Raw genomic sequence first — 15,967 nt, 5'->3', positions numbered from 1 at the left:
TCGTCCCGCTCGTCCGGCCCGTGCGCGACGGACCGGCGTACCGGCCGTTCACTTCAGGTCCGCGTCGTCGGCGCGCTGCACCCAGTCGGAGAAGGTCTCGTCCTCGTTCTTCAGCTTCTCGAAGTTGCGGAGCACGCGCTCCACGTAGTCGGGAAGCTCCTCGGAGGTGGCCTTCAGGCCGCGGACCTTGCGGCCGAAGCCGGGGTTGACGCCCAGCGAGCCGCCCAGGTGGATCTGGAAGCCCTCGACCTGCTCGCCCTCGTCGTTGACGACGAGCTGGCCCTTGAGGCCGATGTCGGCGACCTGGATGCGGGCGCAGGAGTTGGGGCAGCCGTTGACGTTGATGGTGAGCGGGCTCTTGAAGTCGGGCAGCCGCTGCTCCAGCTCGTCGATCAGGTTGGCCGCGGTGGCCTTGGTCTCGACGATGGCCAGCTTGCAGAACTCGATCCCGGTGCACGCCATGGTCTGGCGGCGGAAGGTGGAGGGCTTGACCCGCAGGTCACCCGCCTCCAGCTCGGCGACGAGACTGTCGACCCTGTCGGGCGCCACGTCGAGGATGACCATCTTCTGCTCGACCGTGGTGTGCACCCGGTCGGAGCCGTGCCGCTCGGCGATGTCGGCGATCAGGTGCAGCTTGTCGCCGTCGAGGCGGCCGACCTTCGGGGCGAAGCCGACGTAGAAGTTGCCGTCCTTCTGCGGGAAGACGCCCACGTGGTCCCTGCGGCCGCCACGCGGCTGCTCGGGCGCGGGGCCGTCGGGCAGGGCGTACCCCAGGTATTCCTTCTCCAGGACGTCGCGGAACTTCTCGGGACCCCAGTCGTTGATCAGGAACTTGATCCTGGCCCGGTGGCGCAGGCGGCGGTAGCCGTAGTCGCGGAAGATGCCGATCACGCCGCCGTAGGCGGGGGCGACCTGGTCGGGGGTGAGGAAGACGCCCAGCCGCTTGCCCAGCATCGGGTTGGTGGACAGGCCGCCGCCCACCCACAGGTCGAAGCCGCGCTCGCCGTTCTCGTTCACGACGCCGACGAACGCCACGTCGTTGATCTCGTGCACGGTGCAGTGCGCCGGGCACCCGCTCACCGCGGACTTGAACTTGCGCGGCAGGTTGGAGAAGGCCGGGTCGCCGATGTAGGTGTCGTAGATCTCCTGGATCTGCGCGGAGCCGTCGAGGACCTCGTCGGTGTCGATCCCGGCCAGCGGGCAGCCCAGGATGACGCGCGGGGTGTCGCCACAGGCCTCGGTGGTGGACAGGCCCACCGACTCCAGGCGCTCCCAGATGTCGGGAACGGCCTCGATCTCGATCCAGTGCAGCTGGATGTTCTGCCGGTCGGTGACGTCGGCGGTGCCCCGGCCGTAGAGGTTGGAGATGTCGGCGATGACGCGCAGCTGGGCCAGGTTGAGCCGGCCTCCGTCGATCCTGACGCGGAGCATGAAGTAGCGGTCGTCGAGCTCCTCCGGCTCCAGGATCGCGGTCTTGCCGCCGTCGATCCCGGGCTTGCGCTGGGTGTAGAGCCCGAACCAGCGCATCCGGCCGCGCAGGTCGGCGGGGTCGATGGAGTCGAAGCCGCGCTTGGAGTAGACGTCGATGATCCGCTGACGGACGTTGAGCCCGTCGTCGTTCTTCTTGTTCTCCTCGTTCTTGTTCAGCGGCTCACGGTAACCGAGAGCCCACTGACCTTCGCCGCGCGGGCGCTTGTGATGTCGGTTCGCCGACCGGGCAGGGGTCGTCATGCGCGCGTCCTTATTGTGGCTCGATGGAATGATTTCCGGACGCGCACGGGCGGCACCTCCCGCCTCATCGTCGAGTGCGGGGGTCGATTACTCGAAAAGAGGACGCCTGTTACGCGGCCGAGCTGGGTGAAATCAGCAGGGGGCGACGGTTAACGGACGTCACAACAGATGGCACTGCGGACACGCAGGAGGTCGACGTGGCGTCGCACGACGAGCAATGGGTCCGCTGGCATGTCTACGACGATACCTCGGACCTCGTGGATGTCCAATGTCGGGTCCATCATCTGGACGCGGACGTGGTGCCGGGCCCGCGCCGGAGAGGCCGGAGAGGCCATAGAGGCCGGGACGGTCTAGAGGCCGATCACCCTTCCCCCAGCCAGTTCACCCGTGGTTCGGAGGGCTTTCGCGAAGACTGCCCGGAACCACGGTGATCATTTTCTTGGTTGGTCTTCGCCTGGTGCTGACAGTCGCACCACGAGCCTCCCCGGCACTTCTCGTGCCGCCGCTCCCTGCAGTCCTCACAGATCATGGGTCCATTCTGCGCGGTTCCTTCTCGCGTATTCCTCGGGCACCCTTGTCCTGCCCATGGGTTTGATGGACGAGCCGCCGACCCGGGCCCACGGGCAGGACGTGGCGAACGCGATCGGGCCGGAGTAAGGGACCGGAGTGGCCGGGCAGGGGGGCGAATCCCGCTCCACCGGAGTGGAGGGCGGGTCCCGCTCGGGCCGGGGGTAAGGGATGGGCCCCGCTCGGGCCGGGGGCCGGATCAGGGGTGTTCCAGGGGGACACCGGATGGAACCGGCCTCAGCCCGCCTGACATGCTCGTAAATATGCGGACGCTGTTGAACGTCATCTGGCTGGTCTTCGCGGGAATCTGGCTGGCGATCGGCTATGTCCTCGCGGGAATCGTGTGCTGCGTTCTGATCATCACGATCCCGTTCGGCATCGCGTCGTTCCGGATCGCCGCCTACGCGCTGTGGCCCTTCGGCCGGACCGTGGTGCGCGACCCCGAGGCGGGCGCGCTGTCGGCCATCGGCAACGTGATCTGGTTCGTCGTGGCCGGGATCTGGCTGGCGATCGGGCACCTGCTGACCTCGATCCCGCTCTTCCTGTCGATCATCGGCATCCCGCTGGGCCTGGCCAACCTCAAGCTGATCCCGGTCTCCCTGCTGCCGCTGGGCGCCCGCATCGTCGACGCCGACGACGCCGAGGCGTTCTACCGCAGGTAGGTTTCACCGCGGACGGTCCGGTTACCGAGGGTAGGTTTCGCCGCAGGTGGTCCGGGTAGCCCGGTGAGATTCGATCGTTGCCCGCCCGACTCGTGATCAAGCGCGGCTAGGAATACCGTTGTGTGGCATGACGTCCACTGATGCCCCGGCCCATCGGTCCGGGCCCGAGCGGCGCCCTCCGCGCGGGCCCGGGACGCGGTTGCGCGCCGGTCTCGCGTGGGTCCGCGGTACGGACGTCTGGACCAGGTCGCGGGCGCTGCTCTCGTGGATCCGCGGCACCGACACGTGGACCCTGGTCGTCGCCACCACGAACGCGGGCGTCACCTACCGCGTCACCGGCCTGGCGGGCGAGGCGGCCTTCTTCGCGCTGCTCTCGCTGCCGCCGTTCATGCTCGGCCTGATCGGCGTGCTCGGCCAGCTGACCCGGGTGTTCGGCCCCGAGACGGTCAAGAACGTCAGCGACTGGATCGACCAGCAGGCCCACCTGCTGTTCACCGACAACGCCGTGGACACCGTGGTCACCCCCCTCATCCAGGACGTGCTGAAACCCGAGAACCAGGTCTCGCTGATCTCCCTGGGCTTCCTGCTCGCGCTCTGGTCGGGCTCGCGGGCGCTGTTCGTCTACGTCGACCTGATCTCGGTCGCCTACGGCCTCGGTGAGGAGCGCGGCATCATCCGCACCCGCCTGATGTCCTTCGGGTTCTATCTCGCGGGCCTGCTGATCGGGCTGGTGGTGATGCCGGTGCTCGTCCTCGGCCCGGCCGCGCTGCGCGGGGCCCTGCCGGCCGACTACACCGTGCTGGTCGACATCCTCTACTGGCCGGTGGTGATCATCGGTTCGGTGATCTTCCTCACCCTGCTCTACCACGTGAGCGTGCCCGTACGCACGCGCTGGTGGCGCGAGCTGCCGGGGGCGATGCTCGCGCTCGTCATCTGGATCGTCTGCGCCGCCGTGCTGCGCGCGGTCCTCGCCGCGTGGTTCTCGCCGGTCTCCATCTACGGCTCGCTCGCCGCCCCCATCGCCGTGCTGCTGTGGCTCTACATCACCGCGCTGGCCGTGCTCATCGGCGCCACGCTCAACGCCGAGGTCGACAGGCTCTGGCCTGTCGAGGGCGCAGGTCGCGCCGGGCGCGGGGCTTAGTCCGCTATCGTCTAAGCCGTGACTGGCGCATAAGGTGGGAGAGACCACCGGGGAGCGAAAGGGCGAGAAGGCCGAGCGCCTGGGTCTTCGCGCGATGTCGACGATGACAGGGGAGTGAAGGCGCATGAGCGCTCTTTCCAGCGTGGATCCGCAGATCGCCGAGCTCATCAAAGCCGAGGAGCGGCGGCAGTCCGACACCGTCAAGCTGATCGCCTCGGAGAACTACGTCTCCAAGGCCGTCCTCGAGGCCACCGGCACCGTCCTCACCAACAAGTACTCCGAGGGCTACGCCGGCAAGCGTTACTACGAGGGCCAGCAGGTCATCGACCAGGTCGAGACCCTCGCCATCGACCGGGCCAAGGCCCTGTTCGGCGTGAACCACGCCAACGTTCAGCCCTACTCGGGCTCACCCGCCAACCTCGCCGTCTACCTGGCGTTCCTGAAGCCGGGCGAGACCGTGATGGGCATGGGCCTGCCGTTCGGCGGCCACCTGACCCACGGCTGGTCGGTCTCGGCCACCGGCAAGTGGTTCAACCCGGTCCGTTACGGCGTGCGGCAGGACACCGGCCGCGTCGACATGGACGAGGTGCGCGAGATCGCCCTCCGCGAGCGCCCCAAGCTGATCTTCTGCGGTGGCACCGCCGTCCCGCGCACGATCGACTTCCCGGCCTTCGCCGAGATCGCCCGTGAGGTCGGGGCGGTGCTCGCCGCCGACATCGCGCACATCGCGGGCCTGGTGGCCGGTGGCGCCCACCCGTCGCCGGTCGGCCACGCGGACGTCATCTCCACCACCACCCACAAGACCCTGCGCGGTCCCCGGGGCGCAATGCTCATGGCCACCTCCGACGAGCACGCCACCGCCCTCAACAAGGCCGTCTTCCCCGGCCTGCAGGGCGGGCCGCACAACCACACCACCGCGGCCATCGCGGTGGCGCTCAAGGAGGCGTCGACCGACGAGTTCAAGGACTACGCCCGGCAGGTCGTCCTGAACGCGCGAGCGCTGGCCGAGGAGCTGCTGGGCCGGGGCTTCGACCTGGTCTCCGGCGGCACCGACAACCACCTCATCCTGTTCGACCTCACCCCCAAGGGCATCGGCGGCAAGCCCGCGGCCCAGGCCCTCGACAAGGCCGGGCTGGAGACCAACTACAACAGCGTGCCCTTCGACACGCGCAAGCCGTTCGACCCCTCGGGCATCCGCATCGGCACCGCGGGCGTGACCAGCAGGGGCATGGGCGTCGCCGAGATGCGGCAGATCGGCGCGTGGATCGACCAGGTCGTCACCGCCCTGGCCAAGGACGAGGACGAGGCCAAGCACGTCATCACCCGCGTCCACGGCGAGGTCAGGGAGCTCACCTCCCACTTCCCCGCCCCCGGCCTGTGACCGTGCCCCTCGGGTCCTCTCCGGGCCCGGCCGCCGTCCGGCGGTGATCTCCTCGGGTTCGCGGCGCGTCGGCCCACGGGGTCTCCGGGGCGCCGCGACCGGCTGATCGGCGACCGATCGACCACGCGCGAGGCAACACGAGGACGCCCGGCCGGGACATCCCGGCCGGGCGTCCTCGTGCTTTGCGGGAGACTCACCCCGGAACCGGGACCTCCCGCGAGGATCGGGGACGCCGGGCGGCACGGGGACCGGGATTTTCCGCGCGGTACGAGGAGCGGGACCTTCCCGCGGCACGAGGAGCGAGGACGCCGGGCGGAACGAGGGCCGGGGACGCCGGGCGGCAGTGGCGCCCGGGGCCGGCTGGACTCCCCGGCTTCGGCCCCGGGAAACCCCGCGAATGTGTTTGCGCCGGACGGGAGGCGGTGCGCTAAGGTTCTCCTCAGACGTCGTCCGAGAGATGTACGGCCACGAGGTGACAGGAGGTGGGGGATATGCGGGTTGTTCTGGTGAGCCTGCCGTCCGTCAACCTCCGGGTGCCCGCCTAGCCGATTCGCGACAGGGCACCCGGCCTTCCACAAGGGTGCTTACGTTGTCCTCTTCTTCGTCTTCCTCCGTTCTCACCGCTCTCGGCTGGAACGACTCCCTCGCCGCCGAGCTCCCCGCGGGCCTGATCCCCGCCCGCGTGTCCCGCGTCGACCGGGGTGCCGCAGAGGTGCTGGCGGCCTCTGGTCATCTCCGGGCCGACTACGCCGCCAGGGTGCGGCGCGCCGCCGCCGCCGACCCCGTGGCCCTGCCCTGCGTCGGTGACTGGGCCGGGCTCCGCCACCTGGCCGAGGGCCGCTTCGAGCTGGAGGCGCTCCTGCCCCGGCGCACCGCGTTCGTGCGCGGCGGCGTCGCCAGGGACTCCAGGGGCGGGCTCTCCGGCGACTCCCAGGGCCAGGTGCTCGCCGCCAACGTCGACGTCGTCTTCGTCGCCGAACCCGCCCTGCACGCCACCGACACCGCCGACCTGGGCAGGATCGAGCGGCTGCTCGCGCTCGCCTGGGAGAGCGGGGGCCGTCCCGTGGTGCTCGTCACCAAGTCCGACCTGATCGGCGATGGCCTCGGTTTCCTGATGGACGAGGTCGCCTCGGCGGCGCCGGGGGTGGACGTGCACCCGGTCTGCTCCGTCACGGGCGAGGGCGTCGACCTCGTCCGCGGCTACCTCGAGGGCACGCGCACCGCGGTGGTGCTCGGCGCCTCGGGCGCGGGCAAGTCGACGCTCGTCAACGCCCTGGCGGGGGAAGGGGTGATGGAGACCCAGCAGGTCAGGGCCGGTGACGGCCGGGGCCGTCACACCACCGTGCACCGCGAGCTCATCCCGCTCCCGGGGGGCGGGCTCATCATCGACACACCCGGTATCCGCCGCGTCGGCCTGTACGACATGGGCGAGGGCGTGGACATGGTCTTCTCGGACCTGGAGGAGCTCGCCGCGCGGTGCCGGTTCGGTGACTGCCGGCACGACAGCGAGCCGGGCTGCGCCGTGATCGCCGCGATCGAGGACGGCACCATTCCGGAACGGCGGCTGGAAAGCTGGAACAAGCTCCAGAGGGAGGCCGCGTGGATGGCGTCCAGGAGTGACGCGCGGCTCCGCAAGGAGATGCAGAACAAGTGGAAGATCATCCACAAGGAGATGCGGAAGCCGGGCCGTAGCAGGCCCTGACCCGCGGGGGAAGCCCGCCGTGCGGTCGCCCGTCCCGGGGGCCGCACGAGCGGGGCCCGACACGACAACGTGTGATCTCGCAGGGGGTTCGCGAGATCACACGTGCGGGGGAAGCCGGGTGGAGGTACTGCTCAGGCGACGGCACTGATGCCGGCGCTGGCGGCGCGGCGCATACGACGGCGACGCTCGGAGGCGCGCTCGTCCTCGTTCAGACCGCCCCAGGTGCCGTACTTCTCCGGACGGGAAAGCGCGTAGTCCAGGCACTCGGCGCGAACGGGGCACTGGGCGCAGATCGCCTTGGCCTTACGCTCACGGATGTCACGCTCGGGCTGACGCTCACCGTCGGGACCGAAGAAGAGCACGAGGTCCTCGCCCCGGCACGCGGCGTCATCCTGCCAGCCCCAGCTGGGCCGAGGCCGGGCGGTCTGCCGACGTACCTGAGACATGAGAAAACCACCTTATAGTGAGAGGTATTTCTGGTTGATGCCGCATTAGACGCTTATGACGTCCCTGGGTCCAACGCCTGGATTGGCCGTGATGTTCCCTCAGGTCAAGTCAGCGCGGACGTGGCATACCGCACAGGGGTTACCCTGTCCAGCGTGACCAGCCGGTAGGTAGTGATCGTATCGGCGCAAGCCGTACCGCATGGCGTTGTCAGCGTCATGGGTTCAACCACTACCCGAAAACGAGCGCCACTACCGCGCACAAATGCCTCGGTGACGGCGCCGTCCAACCTGGAGGACTCCACGGCCACTCCGCCAACCGAGAGATCACCCGTATGAATGCGGATGAAATGCTCAGCGGCCTGCAGTGGCTCAGGGATGCCTGCGCGTCCCCGGAAACGGTCGAGGATGACCTCGCCGGACCGGTACGCGTTGGCTGCCGCGATCGCAGCAGCCTGAGACATGCTGCCGTAGTAAAGCCCGTGTGGCAAGCACACGAGGTTGGCGGCGTATCGATCGCCGCCAACATGTGATGTTTCCCATACTGTGTCCGGCAATGTTTTTGCCAAGGACCGAGCTAGGGGTAGTCCAATGCGGGCGCAGCACGCGTTGCGCTTGGCATGCGTGCAGACCAGAAAAACCGGCTCACTCACAAGTATGCAGGACTCCGGGACCACTCCGGCCACCACGCTGTCAAGGTTAAGATCGTCCGGACCTGCGATGACGCCTTCGGCGATCCATGGTTCGGCCGACGCGGAGTCGGCGACCATGACGTGAATGCCGGTTTCCACGAGGTTTCTGCGTCCCGGACGGCGGATCAGCTGGGGGCGGATGCCGAGCCGCGTGGCCCGCTTGATAAGGGTGTGCACGTCCGCGGGAAGGTTGCAGTCCTCCAGGTGGGAGGCCCAGGGGCCGGGGTGCTCGATGAGCAGCCAGAAGCGGGCTCCGACGGTCGCGCTGGCGTGGACCGGCAGCGCGCCGGTGTGACAGCCCGGCGGGTGGGTGCACCCTTTACCCGGCATATCCGCCCCGCCCACGACGCCCCCCGTGCTCACACTCTCTCCTCGCTCGAACTTAGGTAAGACTAACCTAACAGGGGGATCGAGGTGGCGGTGGGTAAAACGATCATAGGCGTGTGAGGGCGATGCGCGGGCGGCCGGTGGCCTTCCCTCCCCCCGGCACACCGGCGGACGGATATGGCCGTCAGAAACCGGCGTGGGTGTGGGCGCCAGGAGGCCGGTGCGGGTGCGGGCGTCAGGAGGCCAGCGCGGCGCGGGCCAGGGGCAGGGCCGCCTCGCGGTCCCGGGGGACGAGACCGACCCTGGTCCGGCGGTCGAGAAGGTCGTCCACGTCCAGGGCGCCCTCGTGCCTGACCGCCCAGACGAACTCGGCCCCGGTGACCCCGGTCGGCCCGGCCTCGGCCAGCCAGGGGGCCTCCGCCATCAGGGCCCGTACGGCGCCCGCCTCGTTCCCGTACCGCTCCAGCAGCCGGTCCGCGCCGTTCGCGCCGCCGGGGGCGCCCGTGGGGACGGCCCCGACGAGGGGAAGCTCCGCCGTGCGGCTCCGTCCCGCGCGGAGCCGCCCCAGGGACACGGCCCGGTCGACCGCGTCCTCGGCCATCCGCCGGTACGTGGTCAGCTTGCCGCCCACGATCGTCACCAGCCCGTCCGGCCTGCTCAGCAGGGTGTGCCTCCTGGACAGGTCGGCCGTGCGGCCGTCGGCGGCGAGCAGTGGCCGCAGCCCCGCGTAGGTCCCGGCGACGTCCTCGCGCCGGATCGGCTCCTCCAGTACGGAGTTCAGGACGGCCAGCAGGAAGGTCACGTCCTTCTCCGGGACCGCCGGGACGTCCGGGACGGGGCCGTCCACCGGTTCGTCGGTGAGGCCGACGTAGACCCGGCCGTCGGGCTGGGGGAGGACCAGGGCGAAGCGATTGCCCTCCCCGGGAATCGGCACGTGCAGTCCCGCGGCCAGGCCGGGCAGCGTCTCGGGCCGCAGTACCAGGTGGGTGCCGAGCGAGGGGCGCAGCCGGATGCCCGGGTGCAGCCCGGCGGCCCAGACGCCGGTGGCGTTGACCACCGTCCTGGCCCGGATCGTGAAGGTGTCCCCGCCGAGCTCGTCGCGGACCAGCGCGCCGTCGCCGGACAGCTCCAGCGCCCGGCAGCGCGTCAGGATCCTCGCCCCGTGGGCCGCGGCCGTCCTGGCCACGGCGACCACCAGGCGGGCGTCGTCGGTCAGGCGCCCGTCCCACGACAGCAGGGCGCCGCGCAGCCCGCGCGAGCCCAGCGGCGCGGCGAGGGCGAGGGCCCGCCCGGCGGAGATCCGCGAGGGGCCCGGCAGGAGATGGCGAGGCGTGCGCGCCGCGACCCGCAGCCCCTCGCCGAGGCGGTATCCGGTCATGAGCAGCGCCGCGTGGCGGCGGGAGACCTCCGGGACCAGCGGCAGCAGGTAGGGGTGGGCCCTGACCAGATGCGGCGCGGTGCGCCCGAGCAGGTGACCGCGCTCCACCACGCTCTCGTACGCCACCCCGACCTGCCCTTTGGCCAGGTAGCGGAGCCCGCCGTGGATCATCTTGGAGCTCCACCTGGAGGTCCCGAAGGCGAGGTCGTGGGCGTCGATCGCGGCGACGGACAGGCCCCGGGAGGCCGCGTCGAGTGCCGCCCCGGCGCCGGTGGCGCCCAGCCCCACCACCAGCACGTCCACCACGAGGTCGCGCACCTCGGCCAGCTCGCGTGCCCGGCGGGCGGCGTTGAGGGAGGAGTTCACGGTCGCAGGTACCTTTCCAGGAGCGTGGCGAGCTCGGCGTCCAGGTCCTCCAGACCGGCCATACCGGCCAGCCCGGCCGGGTCGAGCATGGTCGGGCCGGAGAGCAGGAACGACTGGGCGGTGAGCAGCACGGTCCCGGCCATCCTCACCGGGTCGCCGGGCCGCACGGTGCCCCCCTCCTGACCTCGGATGATCGCCGCCTCGACGATCGTGAGCATGGCCTCGTGGCTCGCCCCCCTGCGGTCCAGCAGGTAGGGCAGGAGTAGCTCCGGGTCCACCTCGACGATCTTCCGCCAGAGCGGGTGGCCGCGCAGCGCCCGTACCACCGCCACCGTCGAGGTGACCGGGTCCCCGGTCGCGAACCGGTCCGCGACGCGCACCCACTCGCGGGTCATCAGGTCGGCGACGAGGGTGCGCATGTCGGGCCAGCGACGGTAGATCGTCATCCGGGAGAGCCCGGCCCTGCGCGCCACGTCGGTGAGCGTCGCGCGCCGCACCCCCACCGCGAGGACCACCTCGCGGGCGGCGTCCAGCACCTGACCGCCGCCTTCCATATCCACATTGTGACGAATAGGCGTCATGTGTCACAGTGTAAAGGTGGAAAATCCGACGAGTGCCGCCGACCCCATGCTCTGGTCCGGCTGGGGTGACCCCGGCAAGGCCGCCGACCTGCCGGAACCGGTCAGAAAGCTGCTCCACGACGTGCTGGGCGTGCGCCAGGGGCGGGTCCGGGCCGCCGAGCTCGACGAGGTGCGGCTGCCCGCCGTGACCCTCTCCCCGCTCGTGTCGGCGGAGCTGCGCGGCGTCGTCGGCGCCGATCACGTGCGCTCCGACGACGAGGCCCGCGTCCGGCACACCCGGGGCAAGTCCACCCCCGACCTGATGCGCATGCGCGCCGGGGACGGCTCCGACGCGCCCGACGCCGTGGTGCTGCCCGGCTCGCACCGCGAGGTGCTGGACGTGCTGGCGATCTGTGCCGCCCACCGGGTCGCGGTGGTCCCGTTCGGTGGCGGAACCTCCGTGGTCGGCGGCCTGGTCGCGACCCGGGACGGGTTCGCCGGTGTCGTCGCGCTGGACCTGGCCCGCCTGGACCGGCTGATCGCCGTCGACGCGGAGTCGATGGTCGCGGAGATGGGACCGGGACTCCGGGCGCCGGAGGCCGAGCGGCTGCTGGCCGGGCACGGGTTCACCCTGGGGCACTTCCCGCAGTCGTTCGAGTACGCCACGCTGGGGGGTTTCGCCGCCGCCCGCTCCAGCGGGCAGGCCTCGGCCGGGTACGGGCGCTTCGACGACATGGTGGTCGGCATGACCGTGGCCACCCCGCGCGGCACCCTCGAACTGGGCCGGGCGCCCAAGTCGGCGGCCGGGCCCGACCTGCGCCAGGTGATCCTCGGCTCCGAGGGGGCCTTCGGTGTGATCACCTCCCTGAGGCTCCGCGTCCGGCGCGCACCCGCCGAACGGGTCTACGAGGGGTGGCGGTTCGCGTCGTTCGCGGAAGGGTCGGCCGCGCTGCGACACCTCGTCCAGGAGGGCGTCGTGCCCACCGTGCTGCGCCTGTCCGACGAGACCGAGACGATGGTCGGCCTGGCCCGCCCCGGCGAGATCGGCGCCGCGCCGACCGGCGCGGGCTGCCTGGCGATCGCCGGGTACGAGGGCTTCTCCGAGGTGCCCGCCCTGCGCGAGCGGGTCGCCGCCCTGCTGTCCGGGCTCGGTGGCGTCCCCCTCGGTACGGATCCGGGAGAGTCGTGGGCCCGAGGGCGCTACTCCGCGCCCTACCTGCGCGACGCGCTGCTCGCCGCCGGGGCGACCGTCGAGACGCTGGAGACGGCCGGGTTCTGGTCCACCCTGCCCCGCCTCCACGACGCCGTACGGCTCTCGCTGCACGCCTCACTCGGCTCGCCGCTGGTCATGTGCCACATCTCCCACGTGTACGGCACCGGCGCCTCCCTGTACTTCACGGTCGTCACGGCGCAGGGCGACGATCCGGTAGGGGAGTGGGAGGCGGCCAAGCGATCGGTCAACGAGGCGATCGTCGCGGCCGGGGGTACGGTCTCGCACCACCACGGCGTCGGCCGCGACCACCGGGAGGCGTACGCGACCGAGATCGGCGACCTGGGCGTGGAGATCCTGCGCGGGATCAAGGACCGGCTCGACCCCGAGGGCATCCTCAACCCCGGCGTCCTCGTCCCGCCGGGGAGGTGACGGGCACGGGGACTCGACCGAGGCTTTACGGGGGAGCGCCGGTGGGGCACTCGATCGGGAAGCCGGTGGGGGAGGTCGACCGGCGACCACGAGCCCGTCCGTGGCCGCGCGGAGCGTCCCGGGGATCCGGGTGCGCCTCATTAAGATCATTGCCAAGATATGGTCATGGCTGACATCGGACAGGCGGCGGAGCGCGGGCGTGAGGTCTCCTCCCGGGTGTCGAAGGAGGGCGCGGGCTGGTCCTGCGCCCAGACCGGCACCTTCACGGACCTGCTGCCCAGCAAGGAGACCTTCTCCTGGCTGAACCCGCGCACCATATGGCGGTCGCGCAACGAGGTCCTCGCGATCCTGTTCGGAGACCCCTCGGGGCAGGTGCGGGCGCGCTGGGTGGGCTCCCAGCGGGACCGGGGCGTCGACCCCTCCTTCCGCATCCCGATGGACGTCGGCCCCCAGTTCTCCTTCCTGGTCCTCGGCGACACCGGGGAGGGGGACGCCTCGCAGTACGCCGTGGTGCCGGGCATGCTCAAGGTCGGCGAGGACACCGCGTTCGCCGTCGTCGCCAGTGACGTGATCTACCCCACCGGCTCGGGCAACGAGTACGAGGACAAGTTCTTCCGCCCGTACCAGGACTACCGGGCGCCGATCTACGCGATCCCCGGCAACCACGACTGGTACGACGGGCTCGGCGGCTTCATGCGCGTCTTCTGCGACGCCCCGGCGCTGGCGGCCGAGAGCGAGGGGTTCAAGCTGTCGCCCTCGGGGCTGCGCGGCCTGCTCTGGCGCAAGCCGGAGAAGATCGACGAGGCCCGGCTGGCGAGGGCGCGCGAGCGGCGGGCGAGGCCGGAGCAGCGGGTCGTGCAGCCCGCCCCCTACTGGGCGATGGAGACCCCGGGGCTGCTCATCGTCGGCGTGGACACCGGCATCCGCGGCGAGATCGACAGGGAGCAGGCCGACTGGCTGCGCACGGTCTCCCGCGACCCCCGGCCCAAGGTGCTGATCACCGGGAAGCCCATCTACACCCGCAACGAATACAAGCCGTCGAAGCTGGCCGGCGGCGGCACCATCGACGACATCGTCACCGACCCCGCGCACAACTACGTCGCGGCGATCGGCGGCGACGTGCACAACTACCAGCGCTTCCCGGTCAAGGTCGGAGACCGGACCATCCAGTATCTCGTCGCGGGCGGCTCCGGGGCCTTCATGCACGCCACCCATACCATCCCGAGGGTCACCGTGGGCGGCGTGGACGAGGACGACTACCGCTGCTACCCGCTGCGCGGCGACTCGCTGTCGTTCTACAGCAGGCTCTACAGCGACCGGCTGCGCATGCGCTGGCTCTACCTCACGCCCGACGAGAGCGCGGCGCTGATGTCCCGCCAGATCGGCAACACCCCGGTACGGGACACCCCGGTCGTGCCGATCACCCGGCGGATGAGGTGGGCGGCCCGGATCCTCGGCGGCTGGCCGATGCCGCTGCGGCTGCCCGTGGGCAGGACCTTCCACCGCTACCTGTCGGAGCTGTCCGACTGGGACACCCCGCCGTTCTTCAAGAGCTTCCTGCACGTCTCGGTGACCCCCGAGGTCCTGACGATCCGCTGCTTCGCCGCCACCGGCTGCCTGCGACAGGAGATCGAACCCCCGATCGAGGACGAGATCGCCATACCGCTCGTCTGATCGAGAATGTCGTAGCGGCGTGGCAGTGTTGGCGTATGCACGTGTCGGTCGCGGCGGCTCCCGGGGGCGGGGGCGTTCTGCGTGTGGACGACGGGCCCGCCGGGGCCGTCGCCGATCTGCCCTCGGCCGTCCGCGAGCTGGAGGCCCGGAGCCCGCGCTGGGTCTGGGCCGACACGCGGGAGGTCTACCCCGCGCTGCTCGCCGCCGGGGTGCGGCTGGCGCGCTGCCACGACCTGGCGCTGACCGAGGGCCTGCTCCTGGCCCACGAGGGGCGCTTCGGCGAGCCGAGGTCCGCCCTCGCGGCTCACGCCCGGCTGCACGGTCTCCCCGTGCCCGACGACCACCATGGATCCCAGGCGCGGCAGGCGACCCTCTTCGAGGAGGAGACGCCCCCGCCGGACGCGGACCTGGTCGCCGAGGTCTACGCCGACCAGCTGCGGCGCGTCGAGGCCACTGCGGACCCGGGGCGGTTCCGGCTGCTGGTCGCCGCCGAGTCGGCCGGGGCGCTGGTCGCCGCGGAGATGGCCCGGGAGGGCATGCCCTGGCGGGAGGACGTGCACGACGAGCTGCTGACCGGCCTGCTCGGCCCGCGACCGGTGCACGGCATGCGGCCCGCCAAGCTCCAGGCACTGGCCGACCAGGTGGCGGCGGCCTTCGGCACGTCGTTCAACCCCGACTCCCCGCAGCAGATCGTCCGGGCGTTCAAGGCGGCGGGCGTGCCCGTCGCCTCCACCCGGGCCCACGACATCAAGCGGGTCGAGCACCCGGGCGTCGCGCCCCTGCTCGCCTACAAGGAGATGGCCAGGTTCTACAGCTTCCACGGCTGGGCCTGGGCCGACCAGTGGGTGCGCGACCACCGCTTCCGGCCCGAATACGTGGTGGGCGGCGTGGTGACGGGCCGGTGGGCGACCAACGGCGGCGGGGCCCTGCAGATCCACCGGCTGATGCGCAAGGTCATCGTCGCCGACGACGGCTGGACGCTCGTCGTCGCCGACGCGGCCCAGCTGGAGCCGCGCGTGCTGGCCGCCATGGCGGGGGACGGCGGCCTGGCCAGGGCCGCCGGGCAGATCGACCTCTACCAGGCGCTCGCGCAGGCGTTCGGCGGCGAGCGTGACAACGCCAAGATCGCCATGCTGTCGGCGATGTACGGGGGCACCAGCGGAGACGCGCCCAAGCTGCTGGCCGTGATGCGCCAGCGCTTCCCCCGCGCCTACCAGTTCGTGGAGGACGCCGCCAGGGCGGGTGAGGAGGGCAAGGTGGTCCGCTCCTGGCTGGGCCGCACCTCGCCCCCGCCCTCCGCCGGTTGGCGGGAGCTGGTCTCCGGCCCCGAGGGGGGCCGCGCGGCCCGCGACAGGGGCCGGTTCACCCGCAACTTCGTCGTCCAGGCGACCGCGGCCGAGTGGGCGCTCGTGCTGATGGCCGTGCTGCGCGGCCTGCTGCCCGACCCGGCCAGGCTGGTGTTCTTCCAGCACGACGAGGTGATGGTGCACTGCCCGGCGGAGCTGGCCGGGGAGGTCGTCGCGGCGGTCGGAAAGGCCGCCGAGGAGGCGACCAGGCTGCTGTTCGGGTCGACCCCGGTGCGCTTCCCCATGATGGCCGTCCCGGTCAGGTGCTACGCCGACGCCAAATGACGGTCCGGCGGGGGCCGGCGTCCTCGGACGTCCCGGTGAGAACCGGCCACGGACCGGCCATGGGTTGACC

13 protein-coding genes and 1 riboswitch are annotated in these 15,967 nt (G+C 71.2%); of the genes, 7 read left to right on the top strand and 6 right to left on the bottom strand.

Features of this window, described 5'->3' with window-relative positions:
* Nucleotides 1-48 precede the first annotated feature (48 nt).
* Together ABD817_RS13125 and ABD817_RS39570 are read right to left on the bottom strand one after the other, a co-directional pair.
* On the bottom strand, nt 49-1,731 hold the full coding sequence (locus ABD817_RS13125) for a nitrite/sulfite reductase (RefSeq protein ID WP_344918139.1): 1,683 nt from the start codon (nt 1,729-1,731) through the stop codon (nt 49-51).
* A gap of 149 nt (nt 1,732-1,880) precedes the next feature.
* A complete protein-coding gene (locus ABD817_RS39570) occupies nt 1,881-1,964 on the bottom strand; it encodes a putative leader peptide (protein ID WP_350917820.1) in 84 nt (27 codons plus the stop codon).
* A 597-nt stretch (nt 1,965-2,561) separates the two neighbouring features.
* Between ABD817_RS39570 and ABD817_RS13120 the strand changes: the two genes are divergently transcribed.
* The 4 genes from ABD817_RS13120 (at nt 2,562) to rsgA (ending at nt 7,184) form a co-directional block, all read left to right on the top strand.
* Nucleotides 2,562-2,960: a YccF domain-containing protein gene (locus tag ABD817_RS13120; RefSeq protein ID WP_344918138.1), complete on the top strand. Its 399-nt coding sequence runs from the start codon at nt 2,562-2,564 to the stop codon at nt 2,958-2,960.
* Nucleotides 2,961-3,087: 127 nt separating this feature from the next.
* Nucleotides 3,088-4,101 (top strand): YihY/virulence factor BrkB family protein, encoded by a 1,014-nt coding sequence (locus tag ABD817_RS13115; RefSeq protein WP_344918137.1) that lies wholly within the window; start codon nt 3,088-3,090, stop codon nt 4,099-4,101.
* An 8-nt stretch (nt 4,102-4,109) separates the two neighbouring features.
* A riboswitch (ZMP/ZTP riboswitch) is annotated at nt 4,110-4,193 on the top strand.
* Nucleotides 4,194-4,225: 32 nt separating this feature from the next.
* Complete coding sequence (gene glyA, locus ABD817_RS13110; protein ID WP_344918136.1) at nt 4,226-5,482, top strand: serine hydroxymethyltransferase; 1,257 nt, start codon at nt 4,226-4,228, stop codon at nt 5,480-5,482.
* A 589-nt stretch (nt 5,483-6,071) separates the two neighbouring features.
* A complete protein-coding gene (gene rsgA / locus ABD817_RS13105) occupies nt 6,072-7,184 on the top strand; it encodes a ribosome small subunit-dependent GTPase A (protein ID WP_425583330.1) in 1,113 nt (370 codons plus the stop codon).
* Nucleotides 7,185-7,315: 131 nt separating this feature from the next.
* Here the strand turns inward: rsgA and ABD817_RS13100 are convergent, their stop codons facing one another.
* From ABD817_RS13100 to ABD817_RS13085, 4 genes are all read right to left on the bottom strand, one after another.
* Entirely contained in the window at nt 7,316-7,630 is a 315-nt protein-coding gene (locus tag ABD817_RS13100) for a WhiB family transcriptional regulator (RefSeq protein ID WP_012893126.1), read from the bottom strand.
* A gap of 104 nt (nt 7,631-7,734) precedes the next feature.
* Nucleotides 7,735-8,682 carry a ferredoxin family protein gene (locus tag ABD817_RS13095; protein WP_344918134.1) on the bottom strand — a complete coding sequence of 316 codons (948 nt, stop codon included), beginning with the start codon at nt 8,680-8,682 and terminating at the stop codon, nt 7,735-7,737.
* Nucleotides 8,683-8,881: 199 nt separating this feature from the next.
* Entirely contained in the window at nt 8,882-10,390 is a 1,509-nt protein-coding gene (locus tag ABD817_RS13090) for a glycerol-3-phosphate dehydrogenase/oxidase (protein WP_344918133.1), read from the bottom strand.
* Nucleotides 10,387-10,944: a TetR/AcrR family transcriptional regulator gene (locus ABD817_RS13085; protein WP_344918132.1), complete on the bottom strand. Its 558-nt coding sequence runs from the start codon at nt 10,942-10,944 to the stop codon at nt 10,387-10,389. Before ABD817_RS13085 ends, ABD817_RS13090 begins: the two co-directional genes overlap by 4 nt.
* Nucleotides 10,945-11,017: 73 nt before the next feature.
* On the opposite strand from ABD817_RS13085, the gene ABD817_RS13080 reads away from it, so the two are divergent.
* The 3 genes from ABD817_RS13080 to ABD817_RS13070 all read left to right on the top strand — a co-directional run bounded on the left by ABD817_RS13080 (nt 11,018) and on the right by ABD817_RS13070 (nt 15,897).
* The gene (locus ABD817_RS13080; protein ID WP_344918590.1) at nt 11,018-12,592 is read left to right on the top strand and encodes an FAD-binding oxidoreductase; all 1,575 of its coding nucleotides are present in this window, start codon (nt 11,018-11,020) and stop codon (nt 12,590-12,592) included.
* Nucleotides 12,593-12,757: 165 nt separating this feature from the next.
* A complete protein-coding gene (locus ABD817_RS13075) occupies nt 12,758-14,266 on the top strand; it encodes a metallophosphoesterase family protein (RefSeq protein ID WP_344918131.1) in 1,509 nt (502 codons plus the stop codon).
* A 35-nt stretch (nt 14,267-14,301) separates the two neighbouring features.
* Nucleotides 14,302-15,897: a bifunctional 3'-5' exonuclease/DNA polymerase gene (locus ABD817_RS13070; RefSeq protein ID WP_344918130.1), complete on the top strand. Its 1,596-nt coding sequence runs from the start codon at nt 14,302-14,304 to the stop codon at nt 15,895-15,897.
* Nucleotides 15,898-15,967 lie beyond the last annotated feature (70 nt).

Origin of the sequence: Streptosporangium oxazolinicum (genome assembly GCF_039537505.1) — a bacterium.
Taxonomy (GTDB): Bacteria; Actinomycetota; Actinomycetes; order Streptosporangiales; family Streptosporangiaceae; genus Streptosporangium; species Streptosporangium oxazolinicum.
Note: the sequence above shows the minus strand (reverse complement) of the source record. Positions and strands in the feature narration are given on the sequence as shown.